Here is a 20,245-nt window from a genome sequence, read left to right on the forward strand (position 1 = left end):
GCCGTATTCCGAAATTTATCGTTTCTTGCCCTGATCAAAGGGCTCGTAGACGAGGTTGGCCTTGCCCACATCGTCCCAGTTCAATTCAAATGTATTGCTGTCGTCGGTCAGCGTAAACATGGGCGGTTCGACACCGAGCAGACGCCCCTTGAAATTTTTTCTGCCCTCAAGCGGGTTTTCCATGCGGATGCGCACCGTCTGCCCCACATGGGCCTGCAGCTGCTCCAAGGAGAAAAACGGCCGCTCAAGGCCGGGCGAGGACACTTCCAGTGTGAATGCTCCGGGAATGATGTCCTCCACGTCCAGGGCCAGGCTCAGATGTCTGCTGACCTCCGAGCATTCGTCGATGCCGACCCCGTGTTCGGAGTCCAGATAGACCCGTACGATCTTGTGCCGTCCCCCGGCCGCGAAAAGCAGGTCGATGCCCCAGACTTCGAGGTCCCGGGCCTGACACAGGGGAGTCACCATTTCCATGAGCCGCGCGTGTATTTCGTTTTTGTCCATCTTATAAGCCTATCGGAAAAAAAAAGGTGGACCACGAAAAGGCCCACCCCCATCAGCTACCGAAAATCAGTATGACCACATACAGGAGTGGAGCGGGTGACGAGGGTCGAACTCGCGACTCCAAGCTTGGGAAGCTTGTACTCTGCCATTGAGCTACACCCGCTCTGCAACCGTTTCCCTTGCATGAGTGGGGGGATGGCAGTCAAGTGTTTTTTTCCCGTGGCCCTTGTGAACCCGGCGATCATGCATTTCAAGTGGCCTGGTATTTGCTCAATGAGCGTTACCAAGGAGGACCCCCCATGCAAGACAGCAGTTATAGCGCCGTATTCGGGGCTCTTACACAGCAACATCGACTGGATAGCATCGCCAATAATTTGGCTAACGTGAACACCACGGGTTTCAAGAGCGAAAAACTGGCCTTTCGGGATACCTTTCGCCGCTATGCCCATGACATGGTCGACCCTAACACCACTCTGAACGAGAAGGTACCCTGGCCGCAGCCCAATCTTTTGGCGCAGCCCAGGATTTCCGAGGCGGTCATCGACATGTCCCAGGGACCAATGAAGAGCACGGGCAACCCGCTTGACCTGGCCATCGCAGGGGACGGTTTTTTCCGGGTCCAGACGCCCGAAGGGGAATTCCTGACCCGTCAGGGCGTGTACCATCGCTCGGCCGAGGGTTTTGTCGTGGACGCCCACGGCAATCAGCTCCTGGGCCAGGGCGGCCCCCTGCAGATAGCGGAAGGGGGAGCCGTGCTGGTTGACGCCGACGGCGGGTTCTCCGTTGACGGCGAACTTGTCGATACCATCGATCTGGTTCGCGTCGAGGACCCTCGCGTTCTGGAAAAGGTGGGCAATTCCCTGCTGCGCATCCGCCCGGGTGCGGAGGCACAGGCCATCCCGGCCGAGGATTCTACCGTGGAGCAGGGCTTTCTGGAGGCGGCCAACGTGAACGTGGTCTCGGAGATGGTCAACATGATCGAGGCCATGCGTGCTTTCGAGGCCTACCAGAAGATGATCAGCGGCTCGTTCGAGCAGGACAAGAAGGCCATCGCAGAGGTCGGTGCGCCCAGATAATATCCCTAGGCTTGCCGCCCGCGACCTGATCGCGGGACGCAGGATGGGCGCGGGTGATCCCGCAAGGAGAAGAAGATATGATTCGCGCTTTATGGACCAGCGCCTCGGGCATGATCGCCCAGCAGCTCAATCTCGATGTCACGGCCAATAACCTGGCCAACGTGAACACCACCGGGTTCAAGAAGAACAGGGCCGAGTTCGAGGATCTCATGTACCAGAACATGAAGATCGCGGGCTCTTCAAACCAGGAAGGCGATCGCCTGCCCGTGGGCATGCAGGTCGGCATGGGCGTGCGGCCCGTGTCCGTGCACAAGATATTTTCGCAGGGCGATTTCCAGAATACGGGCAACCAGCTCGATCTGGTCATTGAGGGCGACGGGTTTTTCCGCGTCGATCGCAGCGGCGAGGAGTCCTACACCAGAAGCGGCGCCTTCAAGCTCGACAGCGACGGACGCATCGTGACCGACAACGGGCACCCCCTGCAGCCTGAATTCATCGTCCCGCCAGAGACGCAGAACATCGTCGTGACCGAGGACGGCCGTCTGACCTGCGTGGACAAGGCCGGAGCGGAGATCGCCGGCACGGACATTCCGGTCTACACCTTCGTCAACCCTGCCGGTCTCAAGGCCATGGGGCGCAACCTCTATGTGCAGACCGACGGATCCGGCGAGGCGGTGGAGAGTGTGCCCGGAGAGAACAATGCCGGCACCCTGGCCCAGGGATTTCTGGAGATGTCGAACGTTGAGATCGTGGAAGAGATGGTCAACATGATCGTGGGCCAGCGCGCCTACGAGGCCAACTCCAAGTCCATCACCACGGCCGACACGATGCTGCAGACCGCCAATCAGCTGAAGAGGTAGCTCATGCGTTTTTTCGTGGCTCTGTTCGTTCTTCTGCTCTGTCCCTGCTTGGCCGTGGCCCAGGGCCGGCTGATCGTGGCCGGGGCCGTGTGCGTGGACGGACCGGCCATCACCCTGAACGATCTGGCCCGCGCCGAGGGCGAGGACGCCAAGGCCATCCTGGCAGGCATCGGAACTGTACCACTTTTGGCCTCTCCCAAATTCGATGGTGCAAGGGCCAACCTCAATGGGGCCAGGCTCCGGGATCTGATCGTGCAGCGCTTCGGGACGGCCCTGCCGTCCGTGGACGTTCCCGATCAGGTTCAGGTCCAGCGCGGGGGACAGGTGCTCAGCTCCCTGTCCCTGCGGCCGGCCATCGACAAAATTTTGACGAATGCACTGGCCCATCACGGGGGCGAAGTGGAAATCCGCGAGTATCGCATGGCGGACTATCTCTTTCTTCCGGAAAAGGAGCCGATTCAGGTCCGTGTCATTCCCGTGGGCACTCCCGCGCCGGGGCGGATCAGCCTGCGCCTTGAGGCCGTGACCGAGGACGGGCGCCCGGTGCAGAGCTTCACGGGCACGGTTTTCGCCGATGTCTGGAAGACCGTGCCTTGCGCCGCCCGCGTCCTGAACAGGGGCGACATCCTGGAGCCGGGCCTGGTGGGCTTTGCGCGCAAGAATCTGGCTTACATGGCGCGAGCGCCCTGGGATGGAGGCAATCTGCCCCTGCGCATGACCGCGGCGGTGGGCGAGGGGCAGGTCATCAGTGCCGACGCGGTGGAATTCATTCCCGTGGTGGCCAAGGGGCAGATTTTGACCCTTGTCTATGCGGGGCAGACACTCAAATTGACCGTGCCGGTCGAAAGTCTCGAGGACGGCGGCATCGGCAACACCATCCGGGTCCGAAACATGCAAAGCCGCAGAGTGGTGGCCGCGCAGGTTGTCGACGCAGAAACGGTGCGTGTGCCGTAGGCTGGGAGGAAATATGCAGAAAAAATTCTTTATGTTCACGCTGGCCGTGCTGGCCATGACCGGATGCCGGACCACAGGCCGTCCGCCCATGCCCGCGGCCGTGGTCACGCCTCCTCCCCAGGAGCGGGTGGCCGAGGCCCAAAATCCGGGTTCGCTCTTCGATCCGGACGGGGCGACCATGCTCTTTGCCGACGCCAGGGCCAAAAGGGTCGGCGACATCCTGCTCATCAAGGTCGTGGAGACCACGCTGTCCAAAAGCAAGGCTTCGACCACGGCCGACAGGGCGAGTTCCATGGATCTGGGCGTGAGCGCCTATCTGGGTCAAAAACAGCTGCCGTTGATTCCCGATGCGACCGTGGGACCAGAGTCCCTGGTCAGTGCCAAGTCCACCAGCGGATTCGAGGGCGACGGCGAAACCAAGCGCGAAAGTTCCCTTACCACCACCGTGGCCGCCCGGGTGACCCGGGTTCTTGGCGGCGGACTCATGGAAGTGGTCGGGGCCCGCGAGACGCGGGTCAACGGCGAGACCCAGATCGTGCTGGTGCAGGGTGTGGCCCGGGATCGAGACATCGACGCCGACAATACCATCATGTCCACCAGTCTGGCCGAAGCGCGCATCGAACTTTACGGCGAGGGCGTCCTGGCCGACAAACAACGCCCCGGGTGGCTTGCGAGGATACTTGACAATGTGTGGCCATTCTAAAACCAGACGCTTCGCTTTCCTGCTTCTCGCCCTTGGCCTGACCATGGGCCTGGCCATGCCGGCCGGGGCCGTGCGTCTCAAGGATATCGCCAGCTTCGGCGGGGTGCGTTCCAACGATCTCGTCGGCTACGGACTGGTGGTCGGCCTGCCGGGAACCGGAGACAAGAGCAGTTCGCAGTTCACGATCCAATCCATGGCCAATATGCTTGAAAACATGGGGGTCAAGGTCGACCGGGCAGCGCTCAAGCCCAAAAACGTCGCAGCGGTCATGGTCACGGTCAAGATGCCGGCTTCGGCCAGACCGGGGTCCCGGCTCGACGCGACAGTATCCTCCGTGGGGGACGCGTCCTCGCTGCTTGGCGGCGTGCTGCTCATGACCCCGCTCAAGGGCATTGACGGCAGCATTTACGCCCTGTGCCAGGGCTCCCTGGCCGTGGGCGGGTTTTCGGCCGGAGGAGATGCGGCCACGGCGACCAAGAACATCACCACCGTGGGTCGCATCCCCGGCGGCGCGGTGGTCGAGCGCAGCGTGCCCTTCAGCTTCAATGAGCAAAAGGACATCACCATCCAGCTGGGCGTGGAGGATTTTTCCACGGCCAAGCAGGTCGCGGACAGCCTGAACAAGGCCATCGGCGGCCAGTACGCCCACGCCCAGGACGCCTCTTCCATAAGGCTCGGAATTCCTCCCCAGTATCAGGGGAACATCGTCGCGCTCATGGCCTCTCTTGAGAATCTGGAAGTACAGCCCGACAGCCGGGCCAAGGTGGTTGTCGATGAAAAGACCGGCACCGTGGTTCTGGGTTCCAACGTCACCCTGTCCCGGGTTGCCGTTTCCCATGGCAACCTGAACGTGGTCGTGTCCGAGCAGCCCCAGGTTTCCCAGCCTGGAGCGTTCTCCCCGGGTCAGACGGCCATCACTCCGTCCACCGAGATCGGCGTGCGCGAAGAGCAGCGGAGACTCGTCCTCATGGCCGGGGCTTCCATCCAGGAGCTGGTCGATGGCCTGAACGCCATCGGCGCCACTCCCCGGGACCTCATTTCCATTCTGCGGACCATGAAATCGGCGGGCGCCCTGCATGCCGATCTTGAGGTCCTCTAGCCAGCGGAGGCGGCATGAACGAGATTATCACCACGGGCCTGCCCGAACCTGATCCGACGCAAAGCCTGCAGGAACGCCTGCGGGATCTGCGCTCCCGGGTGCAGCCCGAAAAGGGGCTGGATGAGGTCAAGCTCAAGAAGGCCTGCCAGGATTTCGAGGCTGTGTTCATCGGCCAGATCTGGAAGCAGATGCGCGCTTCCGTACCCAAGGAAGGATTGCTTCATTCCAAGGAAGAGGAGAGCTATCTGTCCATGTTTGACCAGGAGCTCTCGGTCAAGATGTCGCAAAGCGGGGGCATCGGCTTGTCCGACATGCTCTATGCGAATCTTTCCGAGCGCTTGGTCAATGCCAGCCGCGACACGACATCGACGGCTCCCTTGCATCCCCTGAACGTGCCGGGTCGCGGCAAGGCTCCGTCCGGGACGCAGGCCGCGGCAGTGCCCCCGCGTACGTTGGCCGCGATCACGGCCCAGCATGAGGCCGAGATGCTGGCGCGAAGTATCGAGCAGAGGTCGCAGTCCGGAGAAGCTCAGACGAAGATCATGCCCACGGATCTTGAGGATGCCCTGCGCGTTGTGCGCATGGATGGCGAGGATGGCCCTTAGTGTTTATGACCACGGGGAAATTCTTGCCGGTGGGCAGGGCGCTGGAGCCTGTGTCCGGGACGGGAAAGGGCCTCTGGCGCAGCCTTTGGAGGGTCTGATGCATGCTGGTCGGCATTTTGCAATGATCAGGAAAATGAAGGGTGCGCCAAGCAGGGATTTCCTGCCTCGGCCTTAATTTTCACTACCGCCCAAGTGTAAGGAAGCACGATATGCAACAGATCATTCTCGGCAGTCTCATTCGTCAGGCAAAAGGCACAGAGCTTCTCTGCCAGCTCCTGCGCGAGGAATACTCCTTGCTGCGGGCGGGCGCGCCGGATCAGGTGACGGGACTTGAGATGTGCATCCAGGACCTGATCAGGCAGCTCGTGCGCGAACGCGAGGCTCTGGTCCATCGCCTGCAATCGGCGGGCATGACCAATCTGGCTGTTTTTCTGGAGACCCTGTCCGCCGCGGACAGGCGCATCTTTGAAACGTGGCGGGCCAAGATCATCACGCATGAGCAGGACAGCGGCCATCTGGCCTCGATCAACGCCGATCTGGCCATGGCCCTGTGGAAGCAGAGCGGCGTGCTGCTCAGCCATTTTCAGAATCAGGTCGCACCGAGGGAGCGCAACACCTACTCGGCCAAGGGGACGTGGAAGGACCGCACGGCCACGGCGACTCTGGTGCGCGGGAGGCTCTGATGCCCGGCATCGCATCCCTGTTCAATATCGGGAAGCAGTCCCTTTTTGCCAACCAGTCGGCCATCGAGGTCGTCGGCAACAACATTTCCAACGCCAATACCGAAGGTTACAGCCGTCAGGCGGTGCGATTCGAGGATGGCTACTACATCAATTACACTCCGGGCCAGCTCGGTACAGGGGTCAACGCGGCCGAAGTCATCCGTTATTTCGATGAGTTCACCGAGATCCTCTACAACACCAAGAGTTCGGAGCAGCAGCGCTGGCAGAAGCTTCACGAGAATCTGCAGAACGTTGAAATGATTTTCAACGAGTCCAACGCCGAAGGGGTCAATGCGGCGCTGTCCGCGTTCTGGGCCGACTGGCAGACCCTGTCCACCAATCCTGAGGATACGAGCGTGCGTGCGGCCCTGCTCGGACACGCTTCCAACCTGGAGCAGGCCATCGGGGTCGTCCAGGGGGATTTGCAGCGATTGCAGGGGCAGACGGACGACACCATCGATGCGGAAGTCAAGGAAATAAACACCCTTCTGCAAAGCATCGCCGAGCTGAACAATCAGATCACCGTGACCGAAGAGACGGGCAAGAACAACGCCAACGGCCTGCGCGATCAGCGTGCGACCCTGGTTCGTGATCTGGCCGAGAAGATCGACATCAATTACATCGACAATGGCCTTGGCAACGTGACCATCACCACCAAGGCCGGCCATACCCTGGTCGATGGCACAAGCGCCTTCAGGCTGGCTTTCGAGTCAGCTCCGTTTTCCGCCTCTCTGGACAGCGCCTCGACGTTTACAGGGGACGTTTCGTTCGATGGCAAGAGCTCCAGCGAGTACACGCTTGAAATCGTGAACGGCGGGCTAATGTCTGACGGCGGCCTGACTTTCAAGGTTTCCGTGGACGGGGGCAAGACTTGGCTCAAGGACGAAAATGGAGTGGGTGTCTTCACGATCACGGATGAGGGAGTGCTGCTGCCCGACGGGAAGGGTTCCGTGCTTTTTTCTCCCAAGGCCGGTGATACGCTTACTAAAGGGGACCGTTTTCAGATTCTGCCCAATAAATCGGTTTTCTGGTATGAAACTTCCGCTTCCAAGATCAACATCACCCCGCAGGTCCTGAGCAACGGGGAAGACAACGAACGCCGTCTGACCGGCGGCAGCCTGGCCGGGTATTTTCAATTTCGGGATTCGAGCATCGGTGGCTATCTTGAAAAGCTCGACGCTTTCGCCAAGAGCCTGGCCTGGGAGGTCAATCGGCTTCATTCCCAGGGCACGGGTCTTGAGCGCTTCGAAGAGGTCACCGGCACGTACGGTTTGGTGGACAAGGATGCCGATCTTGGCGTCGACGCCGGGTTGATCTTTGGCGAAAAGCTGGAGAGCGGCAACCTCATGATCGGCGTTTACGACAAGGACACCGGGGCGATGGTGCAGTTTCAGGGCCTGGATTTCAATAACACATTGGCCGGAATCCAGAATTTCGATCCTACCGAGCACAGTCTGCAGGACGTGGTCGACGCAATCAACAACACCTTCGGCGCGCTCACCGCTTCGGTGCTGGACAATCATCTGCAGATCAGTTCCGACGCCGATCATGATTTCGCATTTGGCTCCGATACGACGGGACTCTTGGCCGCGCTTGGCATCAATACGTTTTTCGAGGGCTCCGACGCCAGAACCCTCTCGGTCAACAACAGCGTGCGCAGCAATTCTTCCCGCATCAACACCGGCCACATCAACGGCGCCGGGGAGATGAACGAGGGCGACAACACCACGGCCGCCGCCATCGCTGCCTTGCAGACCAAGGCCGTGAGCACGCGCACCGTGATCGAGGGCACCTCGCGCCAGACCTTGGGGGAATATTATTCTACCCTGGTCGCCAAGGCCGGATCGGACACGCAGTCCGCGAAGTTCAATGCTGAATACCAGGAGGCCCTGGCCAACGATTTGAGGTCGCGCCAGGAATCCGTCTCGGGCGTGAACCTGGACGAGGAAATGACCAACCTGATCAAGTTTCAGCATGCCTACACGGCCGCTGCCAAGCTGATCACCACGGCCGAGTCCATGCTGGAAGTACTTTTGGGACTCAAGAACTGATGGAGGCGAACCATGCGCGTATCCCTTCGTAACCAGTACAGCAATTTTCTGTACAATCTGCAGGACACCCAGTCCAAGCTCATGGATTTGAACATGCAGGCTTCCAGCCAGAAGCGCATCAACAGGCCCTCCGATGATCCGGTGGGTACAGCCCGCGTGCTCAACTATCGGACCTCGCTGTCATCCATCGACCAGTACCGCACCAATATCGACACGGCCAAGGGCTGGCTCGGCCTGGCCGACGAATCCATGATCCAGGTCAGCACCATTTTGACCAAACTCAAGGGGCTGGCCGAACAGGGCGCTTCCGGGACAATGACCGCTTCTGACCGCGAGGCGACTTCCTACGAGGTCCGTCAGCTTTTCAGCCAGCTGGTCAATCTGGGCAACACCCGTTTCGAGGGCAACGCCATTTTTGGCGGCCAGAAATTTGACGAGAGCGCCTTCGAGGAGGCGCTCATGGTTTACGACCAGGACGGCAACAGCCTTGGCCTGGCCACGGGCCTGGCCAGTCACAGCTTCGTAGTCCAGTTTCTGGGGGCCGAAGGGACGGTCGTCCCTGTGAGCGGGGCGCCGGATTGCCGGTTCAGCAAGGACGGGGGCGCGACCTGGGAAACTGGGACATGGGACGCCAACGGGACGTTGAATTTGGGCGGGGTTAGCGTGAATCTGCCTTCAAACTATGAAGTGACGCTTTCGCCTCCCTCCAACACCTCGGTGTCGCAGGGCTCTTGGCTGACTATCGCGCCCACGGCGGTGTACAAGGGCGATCACGAGTCCCAGTCCGCGGTGCTTTATACAGCGGGTGATCCCGACGTTGTCGCCCAGCCTCTTGGTGGGTTCGAGAAGGATGTGACGGTGTCCGTCGCGGCGGCGGGGGCGAATCTGGACATCACCGTTTCGGCTGAGGTCAATGGGACGACCGAGTCATGGACCACCACGATTCCGAATTCGACCTCCTGCATAGTGAAGACGCCTTACGGCCAAGTGCGGTTGTCCGGCGCTGATCTCGACGGAGCTGCATTTGACGTAAAAGCCGGATCCACGGGCGTCATTCAGATGGGGGCGGCGGTCAACGCCGAGGGACGCGGGCTTTTCACCAGCGACGTCATGGTCCGCATCGACAATGACCCTTCGGTGGATATTGGCGCCGGGACCCTGAATTACTCGTACAGCATCGACGGCGGTGTGAATTGGGACACGGGGCACAAGGCCGCAAATACCAGCGCCACGGCAGAGCTGCTGGTGCCCGGAGGCAAGCTGGTGCTTACGGCACGGGGTGCCGAGGATACGCTCGTCAAGAACGCCCAGTTCGTCATCCATCCCCAGACGGCGGCCCACAACGTGGAGATTTCCGCCGGGCAGTATTTGCAGCTCAACAATGTCGGAGCGGAAATTTTTGGTGGCTACTATGAAAACGGGACTCAGCCGGTGTTCTCGGATTCCGACGTGGGCAAGAACATCATGGTCACCGTGGGCAAGCTGGTGGCCGCGCTTGAAAACAATAACCAGCAGGGCTGCGCCGAGGCGCTGGACGGCCTGAAGACCGGCCACGAATATTTCACCACCCAGCTGGCCTCCGTGGGTGCGCGGGAAAACCGGCTCGACGTGGCCGACACCGTTCTCTCCGGCCTCAAACTCAACGAAACCGAGCGCATGAGCAATGTGGAGGACGCGGATCTGGCCACGCTTCTGACGGAGCTGGCCAACCAGCAGCTGTCTTATGAGGCGGTCCTCAAATCCTCGTCCATGATCATGAAGATGAGCCTGGTCAATTATCTGTAGGAAGGGGTTATGCTCATACTCTCTCGTCGCCCCGGAGAAAGCGTGCATGTGGGTGATGACATCAAGATCACTATTTTAAGCATCAAGGGGCAGCAGATCAAGCTGGGCCTCGAAGTGCCTGAACACATGCCGGTCTACCGGGAAGAAATCTACCTCAAGGTGCAGACCCAGAACGCCTCGGCCCTGGAACTCGACAACAACGATCTGATGATGGCGGCAGCAATATGGACAAGCAAAGACAAACAATAAATTCACGCATCGGGCAGCTGGTCATCTCCGCGGACAAGACCATCCGGTTTCCTCGCGGCATCATCGGCTTCGAGTCCCTGCGGGAATTCGCCCTGGTGGAGTTCAAGCCCGGAACCCCCTTTCATTTCCTGCAAAGCATGGAAGTGCCGAGCATGGGCATGATGCTCGCCGACCCTTTCTCCTTCTTGCCGAACTATGAGATTCGGCTGGCCGCGGCCGAGGAGCGGATTTTGAAGGTGCGCAGCATCCACGACCTGGTCATCCTGGTCAGCGTGACCGTGCCCAAGGGCGATCCGCAGGGCAGCACCCTCAACCTGACCGGGCCCATCTGCGTCAATGTCCAGGAGCGCCTGGGGCTGCAGTCCCCGCAAGTGGAATCGGGATTTCCGTCCCAGGTCCTGCTGCGCGATCTTGGAAACGAGGACAGGCGCTTGGCCAATTCATGAAAAAAAGCCTGGCCGGGTCACCGGTCAGGCTTTTTCAGTCGAGTCGCAAATGGGTCAGCCCCAGATGTCAAGCTCCTGCTTGAGCAGGCTGGCCGCGATATCCTTGCCGCTTGCACCGTACTCTCCCGCCTCTATCCGAGCCTTCACGTCGGCGACCTTGTCGGCTCGCACTCCGTCGTTTTCCTGGGCAGCCTTGAGCATGCTCATCTTGAGCCGCGCTTCATCCGAAATGGAGATGCGGTCGGTTCCGCCGTCCGGATTGGCGACGGTCTTCTGGTGCTCCTGGCGCTGCTGCTCCAGCTGGTCCAGTCGTTGCGATTCGTAGCCGCTGAAAGATTTGATGGTGTTGATCGACATTTTCCGCTCCTGCCGGGGTTTCCGGCCGCACTGGCTTGATCTTCATGTGGACGACATGCGTCCCCCAAGAACAAGACCTAGAGCATTGTTTCGTTGACCCGGGTCAAGGCAATTTCCCACAACCGGCGCATGAAAGCATCCTTTTCGCCGTTGGTCAATTCCGCGACACCCTGGTCTGTTTTTTTCAGTATCTGAAGGCCGCTTCCGTCGGACGGGTACCTGAAAAGCACATCCTGCCCGAATTCCTTGGCCATCTGTGTCTTGATTTCGCGAACGACCGGGTTCGTGGTGTCCGAACCGATGAGGTTGTTCACGATCTCGCCTGCGACCTTCTCGACCAGTTGGCGTCTTTTGGCTTCCTTGGAAATGGAAACGGAATCCTCTTGCCCGGCGCGGTCCATGTATTTCTTGAACCTGGCAATGCGTCGACCCGCCTCTTGGTGCTGGTCGTACGTGCGCATCACGTTTTTGACGAGAAAGGGATTCACTGTCACAGGGCATACCTCTTACTTCACCCTATCGGCCACTTGTCCGCGAACTTTAGTTTTATTTGCAAAAAAGTTTGTCCCCGCCCATAGCCCGCCCCAAGCGAACATTGCCCCTCTCCTTGAATACGCGAGACCTTTTGCTTACACTCCCGCAAATGGGAAAAATCATCAGCAAAATAGTCATTGTCCATAACGTCGAGAACGAGCTGGCGGCCAACATGGCCCGGCAAATCCGGCGCTGGCTCGTTGGCGAAGGGCGCTCGGCGCGGATTGTCGCATCTTCCAAGGAAGAGGTCCACTGCGTCTCGACCTGGGGGGATGCGGACATGATCCTTACCCTGGGCGGCGATGGCACACTGCTCGCCGTGGCCCGGGCCGTGCAGGATCTGGGTATCCCGATCCTGGGCCTGAACCTCGGCAAAGTCGGGTTTCTTACGGAGCTTTCTCCCACGGACTGGCGCGAATCCCTGACGCTCATTCTGCGTGGTGAGTACGACATGTCCCAGCGGCTGGTCATAAGTTTTCATGTGCTCCGGCGCGGTCAGGAGTATTACCGGGGTTACGCCATAAATGATCTGGTCATCAGCTGCGGAAGCCTGGCGCGCATGATCAGGCTGGACATGTGGTACGGCAACGACCACCTGGGCACGGTGCGGGCCGACGGCATGATCGTGGCCACGCCCACGGGCTCGTCGGGTTATTCCATCTCCGCGGGCGGGCCGCTCATCTATCCGGAGCTCAACGTCTTCGCCCTGACCCCCATCTGTCCCTTCCTGCACGCCTTCAGGCCCATGGTCCTGCCGTTCGAGAACGACCTGCGCATCCTGGTCCTCGACGCCGACCCGGATGTCTATCTGACCCAGGACGGCCAGACCGGCGTGGTCCTGGCCGCCGGAGACAACATCTTCGCCTCCAGAGCCGAAAAAAGGCTCAACCTGATCCGTCCCCTGCATTCCCAATATGCCCACAAACTCAAGTCCAAGGGGTTCGTGCGCGAGAGTTGACGGGTTTGTCCTGGACTTTTGCCTCCTTTTCCGATCGGTTGGCGCGCATCGTCGGCAAAGTCGGCGTTGGCGTCTAAAAATTCTGCAACACTTTCCTTCAAGGACAACCCATGCGTGAACAAGCCCGCCCCGGCTCAAGGCATTTGCCCCCCGGACTTCATATCATTCACGAAGACCGGGACATCATCGTCGTGGACAAGCCCGCCGGAATGCTGACCATGGCCACGGAGGCGGAAAAGACGCGTACCGCCTATTACGCCCTGACCGATTACGTGCGCAAGGGCAACGCCAAGTCCAGGTACAGGATTTTCATTGTCCATCGACTGGACCGGGAGACTTCCGGGATTTTGCTTTTCGCCAAGACCGAGGCGGCCAAGCGCACCCTGCAGGATCAGTGGGAGGATACCACCAAAATCTACGCTGCCGTGGTGCACGGGCAAATGGACAAGCCCTCGGGCACGGTCATCTCCCATCTGGTGGAGAGCGGTGTGCACAAGGTCTATTCCACTCGCGACGCCAGGCTCGGCAAGCTGGCGCAGACCGCCTGGACCGTGGTCAAGGAGAAGGGGGGATATTCGCTTTTGAGGATCGAACTACTGACGGGACGCAAGCACCAGATCCGGGTGCAGATGGCGGATCTGGGGCATCCGGTGGCCGGTGACCGGAAATACGGAGGCAAGGGGGACAATTTTTCCCGCCTGGCGCTGCATGCCGCTTCAATCAGCTTCGCGCATCCGTTCTCGGGTCAACGCATGACCCTTGAAGCGCCGATGCCGACCATATTCGCGCAGCTGGTGGGCCGGGCTCAGTTGCCCTGACCCTGCATTTCCCGGCAGGTGCCCACGATCTTGCCCAGAAAGTCGCGCAGGCGCGGATTTTTCGGGTTACTGAAGAATTTGTCCGGGGTGTTTACTTCCTGGATCACACCTTCGTCGATGAAGATGACCCTGTCCGCCACCTCGCGGGCGAAGCCCATCTCATGCGTGACCACGATCATGGTCATACCCTCGGCCGCCAGTTTTTTCATGACTTCCAGCACTTCGCCGACAAGTTCCGGGTCCAGGGCCGAGGTCGGCTCGTCGAAGAGGATGACCTTGGGTTGCAGGGCCAGGGCGCGGGCGATGGCCACGCGCTGCTTCTGTCCGCCCGAGAGCTGCTCCGGGTAGGCCTGGGCCTTGGAGCCGAGGCCCACCTTAGCCAAAAGGTCATGGGCCAGGTGTTCGGCATCGGCACGGGGCATTTTGCGGACCTTGACCGGTCCGAGGATCACGTTGTCGAGCACGGTCATGTGCGGGAAGAGGTTGAACTGCTGAAAGACCATGCCCGCTTCGGTGCGCACGTAGTTGATGTCTGTCCGCGGGTTCATGATGTCGTGTCCGTCGACGATCACCGTGCCCGCGGTCGGTGTTTCCAGCCGGTTGATGCAGCGCAGCACGGTCGATTTGCCCGAGCCCGACGGTCCGATGATGCAGACCACCTCTCCCGAGGCCACGGTCAGGTTGACTCCTTTCAATACTTCCAGATCACCGAACTTCTTGTGCAGGTTCTTTATTTCAATCATGCGCGCTTTCCGCTGGTCTTGTTGATGAGTCTGTTCTCAAGGATCTTGAGGGCCTTGGCGATGCTCATGGTCATGACCAGATAGACCATGGCCACGGCCATATAGACCTCGAACGCCCGAAAATTGACGGCCACGATCTCCTGGCCGGTCCGCAGCAGTTCGCCCACGCCGATGACCATCAGCAGCGAGGTATCTTTGAGGCTGATGATGAACTGGTTGCCAAGGGGTGGGATCATGCGTTTGAAGGCCTGCGGCCAGATGATGTAGCGCATGGTCTGGGCCCGGGTCAGGCCGATGGAGCGTCCTGCTTCGGTCTGGCCGACATTGATGGACTGGATGGCCCCGCGCACGATCTCGGCGATGTAGGCGCCTGAGTTGATGGCTATGACGATGACTCCGGCGATGAGCGGCGGGATGCGCAGACCCACGGCCATGGGTACGCCGTAATAGAGGAACATGGCCTGCACCAGCATGGGCGTGCCGCGAATGAGCTCCACATAGAGATCGGCGAGCTTGCGGACGAAAAAGGGGCGGGCCAGCTTCATGAGGCCCGTGGCCACTCCGAGAAGAAAGCCGAAAAACAGGCCGCCGATGGTCAGGTAGATGGTGTACCAGACTCCGCGCATGAGCATGGGCAGGGTGTCGATAACGACGCTTGGTTCGAATTGAAAGGCCATGGGTGTCTCGAAATGGAGGCAGGAAGATCCTGCCTCCATGGATGATTTAAGAGGGATTACTTGGGCTCGGTGCCGAACCACTTGATGTACAGTTCGCGGTAGGCGCCGCTGTCTTTGAGCTTCTGGAGCGCGGCGTTGGTCTTGGCGACCAGATCGCTGCCCTTGGGGAAGCCGATGCCGTAGGACTGACCCATGTACAGGGGCCCGACGATCTTGGCCTGACCCTTGCCCACGGTGCGCACGAATTCGGAGATGACAGGGGAGTCGAAGATGACTGCATCGGCGCCGCCGGCGAGCAGTTCCATAAACATGGCGTCATTGTTGGGGAAAAGTTTCACTTCCTTGGCTCCGGCTTCCTTCTTGGCGAAGTCCTCGCTGGTGGTGCCGAGCTTGGTGGCCACGATCTTGCCGGTCAGACCCTTCACGTCGGTGATGTCTTCGTTGTCGGCCTTGACCAGGATCAGAAGGCCCGCGTTGTAGTAGGGGTCGGAGAAGTCGACGACTTCGGCGCGTTCGGGCTTGATGGTGATGCCGGCGATGCCGACGTCAACCTGGCCGGACTGCAGGCCGGGGATGATGCCGTTGAAGTCCATGGGCTGCAAGTCGTACTCGGCGCCGATTTCCTTGGCTATGGCGTCCCAAAGCTCCACGTCGAAGCCGGTGTGCTTGCCACTCTCGGGGTCCTTGAATTCAAAAGGCGGAAAATTGGTATCCGTGGCCACGACCAGCTTTTTGGCTGAAGCGGTGGTCGCGCACAGAGCCAGGGCTAAAACGGCGAAAAGCAGGATGCGTTTCATGGAGCCTCCTTGGTGATGGATGAGAAGAAACGGGTTTGGCCACTATGGCGGAAAATCGTCCTTGGCATGGGCCAAAATGACGGAAAATGCAAGAAGGTTGGCAGAATCGGAACGATCGGTTCTCTGGGAGGAACGGGCTGGGGGCGCGTGTTGGGGAGGCGGAGGGGTGGTTTGGCGCTGGATGCGGGGGCGCGTGTCGGTGCGGTCCGGGCAAGGTCTGCCGGAACTCCTTCGCTGGCCTCGTAATGCTTCCCGTCCTTGAGCTTTTGGCATCCTTGCGCGCTTTGTCCGGCACGCGGCCGGGAAGCAAACGATGCCTGGCTCAGTCAGACAGCCGACAGCCCTCGCCCGGACCACGCCGACACGCTTGAGGCGATGTTGATGGGTTGCGGCGATGCGGACGGGTTGTGAAGGGAGGGGAGGGTGCTGGGGGCTGTCGGAGGTAGGGATTTGGCGCTGGATGCGGGGGGCGCGTGTCGGTGCGGTCCAGACAAGGTCTGCCGGAACTCCTTCGCTGGCCTCGTAATGCTTCCCGTCCTTGAGCTTTTGGCATCCTTGCGCGCTTTGTCCGGCACGCGGCCAGGAAGCAAACGATGCCTGGCTCAGTCAAACAGCCGACAGCCCTCGCCCGGACCACGCCGACCCGCTTGAGGCGATGTGGACGGGTTGAGAGGGATGAGGACAGGTTGAAAAGGATGTGAATGGGGTGCAGGGGACGCGTCCCCTGCCCGCCGGAGGCATCTTTTTAGCCTACGCCGTTTCCTGCTCTGTGCGCCGGATGATTTCCTCCTGGTGGTCCAGATCCAGGTCCACGAAGTAGTCGCTGTATCCGGCTACGCGGACCAGCAGGTTGCGGTGCTCGTCGGGACTGGCCTGGGCCTGGCGCAGGGTGGCCGTGTCCACCACGTTGAACTGGATGTGGTGGCCGCCGAGGCGGAAATAGGTGCGCACAAGTTGGGCGAGTTTGTCCAGATCCTGATCGGTTTTGAGGACGCCGGGCAGGAAGCGCTGGTTGAGGAGGGTGCCGCCGGATTTTATCTGATCCATCTTCGAGAGCGACTTGACCACGGCCGTGGGTCCGTTTCTGTCCGCGCCGTGGGAGGGCGAGGTGCCGTCGGACTCGGGCAGCCCGGCCAGGCGGCCGTTGGCCGAGGCTCCGAGCATCTTGCCGAAATAGACGTGGCATGTGGTGGAGAGCATGTTCAAGTGGTATTCGGTGCCCTTGGTGTTGGGGCGGCCGTCGATGGCCGTGAAGAGTGAATCGTAGATGCGGCGCATGATTTCGTCGGCCCGGTCGTCGTCGTTACCGAAGAAGGGGGTCTTGTTCCAGAGCTTCAGGCGCAGGGCTTCCGATCCTTCGAAATTGGATTGCAGGGCCTGGGCAAGTTTCTGCATGGGGACGGTCCCGGCGTCAAAGACGTGGGTCTTGATTGCGGACAGGCTGTCCGTGACCGTGCCGATGCCGCAGCACTGGATGTAGTTGGTGTTGTAGCGCGGGCCGCCGTCGTAGTAGTCCCGGCCTTTTTCGATGCAGTCGTGAATGACCGTGGACAGGAAGGGCGCAGGGGAGTGGGTGGCGTACATGCGCTCGATGTAGTTGTTGACGCGCACCTTGAGGTCCACCACCCAGTCCAGCTGGCGGGTGAAGGCGTCGTAGAGGTCGTCGAAGCTTGAAAAATCACGGGCGTCGCCGGTCCGGGGGCCGATCTGGCGGCCGGTGAGCTGGTCGCGTCCGTCGTTCAGGGCCAGTTCCAGGACCTTGGGCACGTTCAGGTAGCCGGTCAGGATGTAGGCTTCCTTGCCGAAGGCCCCGGTTTCGATGCAGCCCGAGCAGCCGCCTTCGCGGGCGTCTTCCACGGTTTTGCCGACGCGCATCTGTTCCATGACCACGGCGTCGGTGTTGAAGACCGACGGGTAGCCACAGCCGTTTTTGATGACGCGGGCGGCGGCCTTCAGGAAGCGGTCCGGCGTCTTCTGGCTGATGTGCACGCTGGTCTGGGGTTGCAGGAGTCTCAGTTCATCGACCACTTCCAGGATGAGGTAGGAGAGCTCGCTCACCCCGTCGGAGCCGTCGCGCCGGAGGCCTCCGAGGTTGATGTTGGTGAAATCGTTGTAGGTGCCGCTCTCCTTGGCCGTGACTCCGACCTTGGGCGGGGCGGGGTGGTTGTTGACCTTGATCCACAGGCAACAGAGCAGCTCCTTGGCCGCTTCGCGGGTCAGGGTGCCGTCGGCCAGGCCTTTCTCGTAGAAAGGGGTGAGGTGCTGATCGAGGTGGCCGGGGGTCATGGCATCCCAGCCGTTCAATTCCGTGATGGTGCCCAGGTGCACGAACCAATACATCTGTAGCGCTTCCCAGAAGTCGCGCGGGGCCTGGGCCGGGACGCGGCGGCAGACCTCGGCGATGCGCGTGAGTTCGGCCTTGCGCGTCGGATTTGGCTCGGTCTTGGCTTTTTCCCAGGCCAGATCGGCGTGGCGCTGGGCGAAGACGATGGCCGCGTCGCAGGCGATGTCCATGGCCTTCAGCTGCTCGGCGCGGTCCGAGGCCAGGGGATCGTTCAGATAGTCCAGACGGCTCATGCGTTCGGCGATGCGCGCCTTGAAATCATGCATGCCCCACTCGTAGATCGTGCCGTCAAGGGCCGTATGGCCGGGAGCGCGTTGTTCCATGAACTCGGTGAAGAGACCGGCTTCGTAGGCCGCCCGCCATTCGTCAGGAATCTGGGAGAAGACGCGTTCGCGCATGGACCGGCCGGTCCAGTAGGGGATGACCTCGCGTTCGTAGGTTTCGATATCCTCGTCGCTGACATGGTAGCGGGTCATGGGCCGGGTCGCGAGTACGCGCAGGTCCGAGGCCGAGTGGCAGGTCAGTTCGGGGAAGGTCGGCACGCACTTGGGGGCGGGGCCGCGTTCGCCGACGATGAGTTCGCCGTCGCCGAGGTAAATGGTTTTCTTTTCGCACAGGTCCCTGAAGACCAGGGCTCGCAGCACAGGCAAGGAGTGTTTGCCGTAATTCTCGCGGTAGAAGCGGGTCTCCAGCAGGGCTCGCTCGATGGAAACGGACGGTTCGGCGGCGAAGCTCTCTTCGCGCAGGCGCATGATTCTGTCGTTCATCTATCCTCCGATGCGGACCGCAAGTCCGCAGTGCCGTAAAATTTCCATGGCCCGGTCCAGGCTGTCTGGATCGGCCGCGGGGATTGCATCTCCCGGGTAGGGCATGCCGAGCTTGGCGTATTTGCCTTTGGCAGCGGCGTGGTAGGGGAGCACGTCGATGCTCTGGATTCCGGGCAGGGATGCGGCCAAAAGGCCTGTGCGGCGAATGTTCTCCGCGTCATCGTTGATTCCCGGTATGAGCGGCAGCCTGAGCCCGATCCGTGCCCCCGACTCTGCCAGCAGGCGCAGATTGGAAAGGATCGGGGCGTTGGATACGCCTGTTGCCCGGCGGTGGGCGTCAGGGTCCATGTGTTTCAGGTCGAAAAGGAAAAGGTCCGTGTGCCTGGCGATGCGTGAGATCGTCGCGGCGGATGCGAAGCCGCTGGTATCCACGGCGCGGTGCAGGTGCTGCTGTCCGCAGGCCATGAGCATGGCTTCAAGAAAATCCGGCTGGGCCAGAGGTTCGCCTCCGGAAAAGGTCACCCCGCCTCCGGTTCCGGAGAAAAAGGGGATCTCCTTCTCTATCTCGGCCATTACTTCGGACACGGCCCATGTCTTGCCCACGGCTTCGTGAGCCAGGGCCGGGCATGTCTCGGCGCAGACCCCGCAGGTGGTGCAGGTCTCATTGTCTCTGTCCACGCCTGTCAGTCCGGGGCGCAGGGCTCCTTGCGGGCAGGTTTTCAGACATTCCCCGCAGCCGACGCATTTTTCCGGGAGGTGCACCATGACCGGCGCGGCCTCGATGCCTTCGGGGTTGTGGCACCACAGGCAGGACAGGGGGCAGCCTTTCAGGAAGACAGTCACGCGCAGGTCCGGCCCGTCGTGCAGGGCGTAGCGTTTGATGGCGAAAAGAGTGCCGGAAGGGGAGGAAGCGCTGGGCATTGGTAATTAGTAATGCAAGCCGTTATGTTTTTCAACGTGGAAACAGAGAATGTTCCCGGGGAAATGCCGGAATCGGGCGTGTTTGAAAAGATCGAAAAAAGGCATCTTTTTTAAGGGAACTTTTCAAATAAACTCTTGCCTCTTTTTTTAGAAATACGTATTTTCCATAGCCATGTATCAACCATTTCGGTTGGTGCGAGGTACGAGGAGACGGGAAGGGTTTTGGCCCAAAGGCGCGACAGATCCGATGGGAGACTCAACCTGGATTTTTCAGT

21 protein-coding genes and 1 tRNA gene are annotated in these 20,245 nt (G+C 60.5%); 13 read left to right on the forward strand and 9 right to left on the reverse strand.

Annotation, left to right across the window (positions count from 1 at the left end):
- Positions 1-15 precede the first annotated feature (15 nt).
- Both H4684_RS02050 and H4684_RS02055 read right to left on the reverse strand, forming a co-directional pair.
- On the reverse strand, positions 16-504 hold the full coding sequence (locus H4684_RS02050; RefSeq protein WP_192622659.1) for a ribosome maturation factor RimP: 489 nt from the start codon (positions 502-504) through the stop codon (positions 16-18).
- An 88-nt stretch (positions 505-592) separates the two neighbouring features.
- Positions 593-667 (reverse strand) — tRNA-Gly (locus tag H4684_RS02055).
- 136 nt (positions 668-803) lie between these two features.
- Between H4684_RS02055 and flgF the strand changes: the two genes are divergently transcribed.
- From flgF to fliW, 11 genes are all read left to right on the forward strand, one after another.
- A complete protein-coding gene (gene flgF / locus H4684_RS02060; RefSeq protein ID WP_092189118.1) occupies positions 804-1,580 on the forward strand; it encodes a flagellar basal-body rod protein FlgF in 777 nt (258 codons plus the stop codon).
- Positions 1,581-1,657: 77 nt separating this feature from the next.
- Positions 1,658-2,440 (forward strand): flagellar basal-body rod protein FlgG, encoded by a 783-nt coding sequence (gene flgG, locus H4684_RS02065; RefSeq protein ID WP_092189116.1) that lies wholly within the window; start codon positions 1,658-1,660, stop codon positions 2,438-2,440.
- Positions 2,441-2,443: 3 nt separating this feature from the next.
- A complete protein-coding gene (gene flgA / locus H4684_RS02070; RefSeq protein WP_192622660.1) occupies positions 2,444-3,394 on the forward strand; it encodes a flagellar basal body P-ring formation chaperone FlgA in 951 nt (316 codons plus the stop codon).
- A 13-nt stretch (positions 3,395-3,407) separates the two neighbouring features.
- Positions 3,408-4,097, forward strand: coding sequence for a flagellar basal body L-ring protein FlgH (locus H4684_RS02075; protein ID WP_192622661.1), 690 nt, complete (start codon positions 3,408-3,410; stop codon positions 4,095-4,097).
- On the forward strand, positions 4,081-5,196 hold the full coding sequence (locus H4684_RS02080; protein ID WP_092189110.1) for a flagellar basal body P-ring protein FlgI: 1,116 nt from the start codon (positions 4,081-4,083) through the stop codon (positions 5,194-5,196). The genes H4684_RS02075 and H4684_RS02080 overlap by 17 nt, the downstream gene beginning before the upstream one ends.
- A 14-nt stretch (positions 5,197-5,210) precedes the next feature.
- Positions 5,211-5,801, forward strand: coding sequence for a rod-binding protein (locus tag H4684_RS02085; RefSeq protein WP_192622662.1), 591 nt, complete (start codon positions 5,211-5,213; stop codon positions 5,799-5,801).
- A 209-nt stretch (positions 5,802-6,010) separates the two neighbouring features.
- Positions 6,011-6,484 carry a flagellar export chaperone FlgN gene (gene flgN / locus H4684_RS02090; RefSeq protein ID WP_192622663.1) on the forward strand — a complete coding sequence of 158 codons (474 nt, stop codon included), beginning with the start codon at positions 6,011-6,013 and terminating at the stop codon, positions 6,482-6,484.
- A complete protein-coding gene (gene flgK / locus H4684_RS02095) occupies positions 6,484-8,574 on the forward strand; it encodes a flagellar hook-associated protein FlgK (RefSeq protein ID WP_192622664.1) in 2,091 nt (696 codons plus the stop codon). The genes flgN and flgK overlap by 1 nt, the downstream gene beginning before the upstream one ends.
- Positions 8,575-8,586: 12 nt before the next feature.
- Entirely contained in the window at positions 8,587-10,359 is a 1,773-nt protein-coding gene (flgL, locus tag H4684_RS02100) for a flagellar hook-associated protein FlgL (RefSeq protein ID WP_192622665.1), read from the forward strand.
- A 9-nt stretch (positions 10,360-10,368) separates the two neighbouring features.
- Positions 10,369-10,608, forward strand: a complete 240-nt coding sequence (csrA, locus tag H4684_RS02105; protein WP_192622666.1) for a carbon storage regulator CsrA — start codon at positions 10,369-10,371, stop codon at positions 10,606-10,608.
- Positions 10,584-11,054, forward strand: a complete 471-nt coding sequence (fliW, locus tag H4684_RS02110; protein WP_192622667.1) for a flagellar assembly protein FliW — start codon at positions 10,584-10,586, stop codon at positions 11,052-11,054. The genes csrA and fliW overlap by 25 nt, the downstream gene beginning before the upstream one ends.
- 54 nt (positions 11,055-11,108) lie before the next feature.
- Here the strand turns inward: fliW and flgM are convergent, their stop codons facing one another.
- Together flgM and H4684_RS02120 are read right to left on the reverse strand one after the other, a co-directional pair.
- Complete coding sequence (gene flgM, locus H4684_RS02115; RefSeq protein ID WP_192622668.1) at positions 11,109-11,411, reverse strand: flagellar biosynthesis anti-sigma factor FlgM; 303 nt, start codon at positions 11,409-11,411, stop codon at positions 11,109-11,111.
- Between the two features lie 77 nt (positions 11,412-11,488).
- Positions 11,489-11,899, reverse strand: a complete 411-nt coding sequence (locus H4684_RS02120) for a DVU0524 family FlgM-associated protein (protein WP_092374136.1) — start codon at positions 11,897-11,899, stop codon at positions 11,489-11,491.
- 155 nt (positions 11,900-12,054) lie between these two features.
- Here H4684_RS02120 and H4684_RS02125 point away from each other — a divergent pair, with 155 nt between their 5' ends.
- Positions 12,055-12,903 (forward strand): NAD(+)/NADH kinase, encoded by an 849-nt coding sequence (locus tag H4684_RS02125; RefSeq protein WP_192622669.1) that lies wholly within the window; start codon positions 12,055-12,057, stop codon positions 12,901-12,903.
- Between the two features lie 110 nt (positions 12,904-13,013).
- Positions 13,014-13,721 carry an RluA family pseudouridine synthase gene (locus H4684_RS02130; protein ID WP_192622670.1) on the forward strand — a complete coding sequence of 236 codons (708 nt, stop codon included), beginning with the start codon at positions 13,014-13,016 and terminating at the stop codon, positions 13,719-13,721.
- Here the strand turns inward: H4684_RS02130 and H4684_RS02135 are convergent.
- The 5 genes from H4684_RS02135 to H4684_RS02155 all read right to left on the reverse strand — a co-directional run bounded on the left by H4684_RS02135 (position 13,709) and on the right by H4684_RS02155 (position 19,970).
- The gene (locus H4684_RS02135) at positions 13,709-14,464 is read right to left on the reverse strand and encodes an amino acid ABC transporter ATP-binding protein (RefSeq protein WP_192622671.1); all 756 of its coding nucleotides are present in this window, start codon (positions 14,462-14,464) and stop codon (positions 13,709-13,711) included. The genes H4684_RS02130 and H4684_RS02135 overlap by 13 nt on opposite strands.
- On the reverse strand, positions 14,461-15,141 hold the full coding sequence (locus tag H4684_RS02140; protein WP_092189084.1) for an amino acid ABC transporter permease: 681 nt from the start codon (positions 15,139-15,141) through the stop codon (positions 14,461-14,463). The genes H4684_RS02135 and H4684_RS02140 overlap by 4 nt, the downstream gene beginning before the upstream one ends.
- Before the next feature lie 56 nt (positions 15,142-15,197).
- Positions 15,198-15,938 carry a glutamine ABC transporter substrate-binding protein GlnH gene (gene glnH / locus H4684_RS02145; RefSeq protein WP_192622672.1) on the reverse strand — a complete coding sequence of 247 codons (741 nt, stop codon included), beginning with the start codon at positions 15,936-15,938 and terminating at the stop codon, positions 15,198-15,200.
- 750 nt (positions 15,939-16,688) lie between these two features.
- Positions 16,689-19,049 carry a trans-4-hydroxy-L-proline dehydratase gene (gene hypD, locus H4684_RS02150; RefSeq protein WP_192622673.1) on the reverse strand — a complete coding sequence of 787 codons (2,361 nt, stop codon included), beginning with the start codon at positions 19,047-19,049 and terminating at the stop codon, positions 16,689-16,691.
- A complete protein-coding gene (locus H4684_RS02155) occupies positions 19,050-19,970 on the reverse strand; it encodes a glycyl-radical enzyme activating protein (protein ID WP_192622674.1) in 921 nt (306 codons plus the stop codon). It abuts the gene before it with no gap.
- Positions 19,971-20,245 lie beyond the last annotated feature (275 nt).

Source organism: Desulfomicrobium macestii, assembly GCF_014873765.1.
GTDB classification, from domain to species: domain Bacteria; phylum Desulfobacterota; class Desulfovibrionia; order Desulfovibrionales; family Desulfomicrobiaceae; genus Desulfomicrobium; species Desulfomicrobium macestii.

What these genes read in the sequence shown, in the direction of transcription:
- H4684_RS02080 (WP_092189110.1), top strand. Translation starts at nt 4,081, where the DNA reads ATGTGTGGCCATTCTAAAACCAGACGCTTCGCTTTCCTGCTTCTCGCC.
- flgG (WP_092189116.1), top strand. Translation starts at nt 1,658, where the DNA reads ATGATTCGCGCTTTATGGACCAGCGCCTCGGGCATGATCGCCCAGCAG.
- H4684_RS02140 (WP_092189084.1), bottom strand. Translation starts at nt 15,141, where the DNA reads ATGGCCTTTCAATTCGAACCAAGCGTCGTTATCGACACCCTGCCCATG.
- flgM (WP_192622668.1), bottom strand. Translation starts at nt 11,411, where the DNA reads ATGTCGATCAACACCATCAAATCTTTCAGCGGCTACGAATCGCAACGA.
- H4684_RS02075 (WP_192622661.1), top strand. Translation starts at nt 3,408, where the DNA reads ATGCAGAAAAAATTCTTTATGTTCACGCTGGCCGTGCTGGCCATGACC.
- H4684_RS02155 (WP_192622674.1), bottom strand. Translation starts at nt 19,970, where the DNA reads ATGCCCAGCGCTTCCTCCCCTTCCGGCACTCTTTTCGCCATCAAACGC.
- flgN (WP_192622663.1), top strand. Translation starts at nt 6,011, where the DNA reads ATGCAACAGATCATTCTCGGCAGTCTCATTCGTCAGGCAAAAGGCACA.
- fliW (WP_192622667.1), top strand. Translation starts at nt 10,584, where the DNA reads ATGGACAAGCAAAGACAAACAATAAATTCACGCATCGGGCAGCTGGTC.
- H4684_RS02125 (WP_192622669.1), top strand. Translation starts at nt 12,055, where the DNA reads ATGGGAAAAATCATCAGCAAAATAGTCATTGTCCATAACGTCGAGAAC.
- csrA (WP_192622666.1), top strand. Translation starts at nt 10,369, where the DNA reads ATGCTCATACTCTCTCGTCGCCCCGGAGAAAGCGTGCATGTGGGTGAT.
- flgK (WP_192622664.1), top strand. Translation starts at nt 6,484, where the DNA reads ATGCCCGGCATCGCATCCCTGTTCAATATCGGGAAGCAGTCCCTTTTT.
- H4684_RS02050 (WP_192622659.1), bottom strand. Translation starts at nt 504, where the DNA reads ATGGACAAAAACGAAATACACGCGCGGCTCATGGAAATGGTGACTCCC.
- glnH (WP_192622672.1), bottom strand. Translation starts at nt 15,938, where the DNA reads ATGAAACGCATCCTGCTTTTCGCCGTTTTAGCCCTGGCTCTGTGCGCG.
- flgA (WP_192622660.1), top strand. Translation starts at nt 2,444, where the DNA reads ATGCGTTTTTTCGTGGCTCTGTTCGTTCTTCTGCTCTGTCCCTGCTTG.
- H4684_RS02085 (WP_192622662.1), top strand. Translation starts at nt 5,211, where the DNA reads ATGAACGAGATTATCACCACGGGCCTGCCCGAACCTGATCCGACGCAA.
- flgL (WP_192622665.1), top strand. Translation starts at nt 8,587, where the DNA reads ATGCGCGTATCCCTTCGTAACCAGTACAGCAATTTTCTGTACAATCTG.
- flgF (WP_092189118.1), top strand. Translation starts at nt 804, where the DNA reads ATGCAAGACAGCAGTTATAGCGCCGTATTCGGGGCTCTTACACAGCAA.
- H4684_RS02135 (WP_192622671.1), bottom strand. Translation starts at nt 14,464, where the DNA reads ATGATTGAAATAAAGAACCTGCACAAGAAGTTCGGTGATCTGGAAGTA.
- hypD (WP_192622673.1), bottom strand. Translation starts at nt 19,049, where the DNA reads ATGAACGACAGAATCATGCGCCTGCGCGAAGAGAGCTTCGCCGCCGAA.
- H4684_RS02130 (WP_192622670.1), top strand. Translation starts at nt 13,014, where the DNA reads ATGCGTGAACAAGCCCGCCCCGGCTCAAGGCATTTGCCCCCCGGACTT.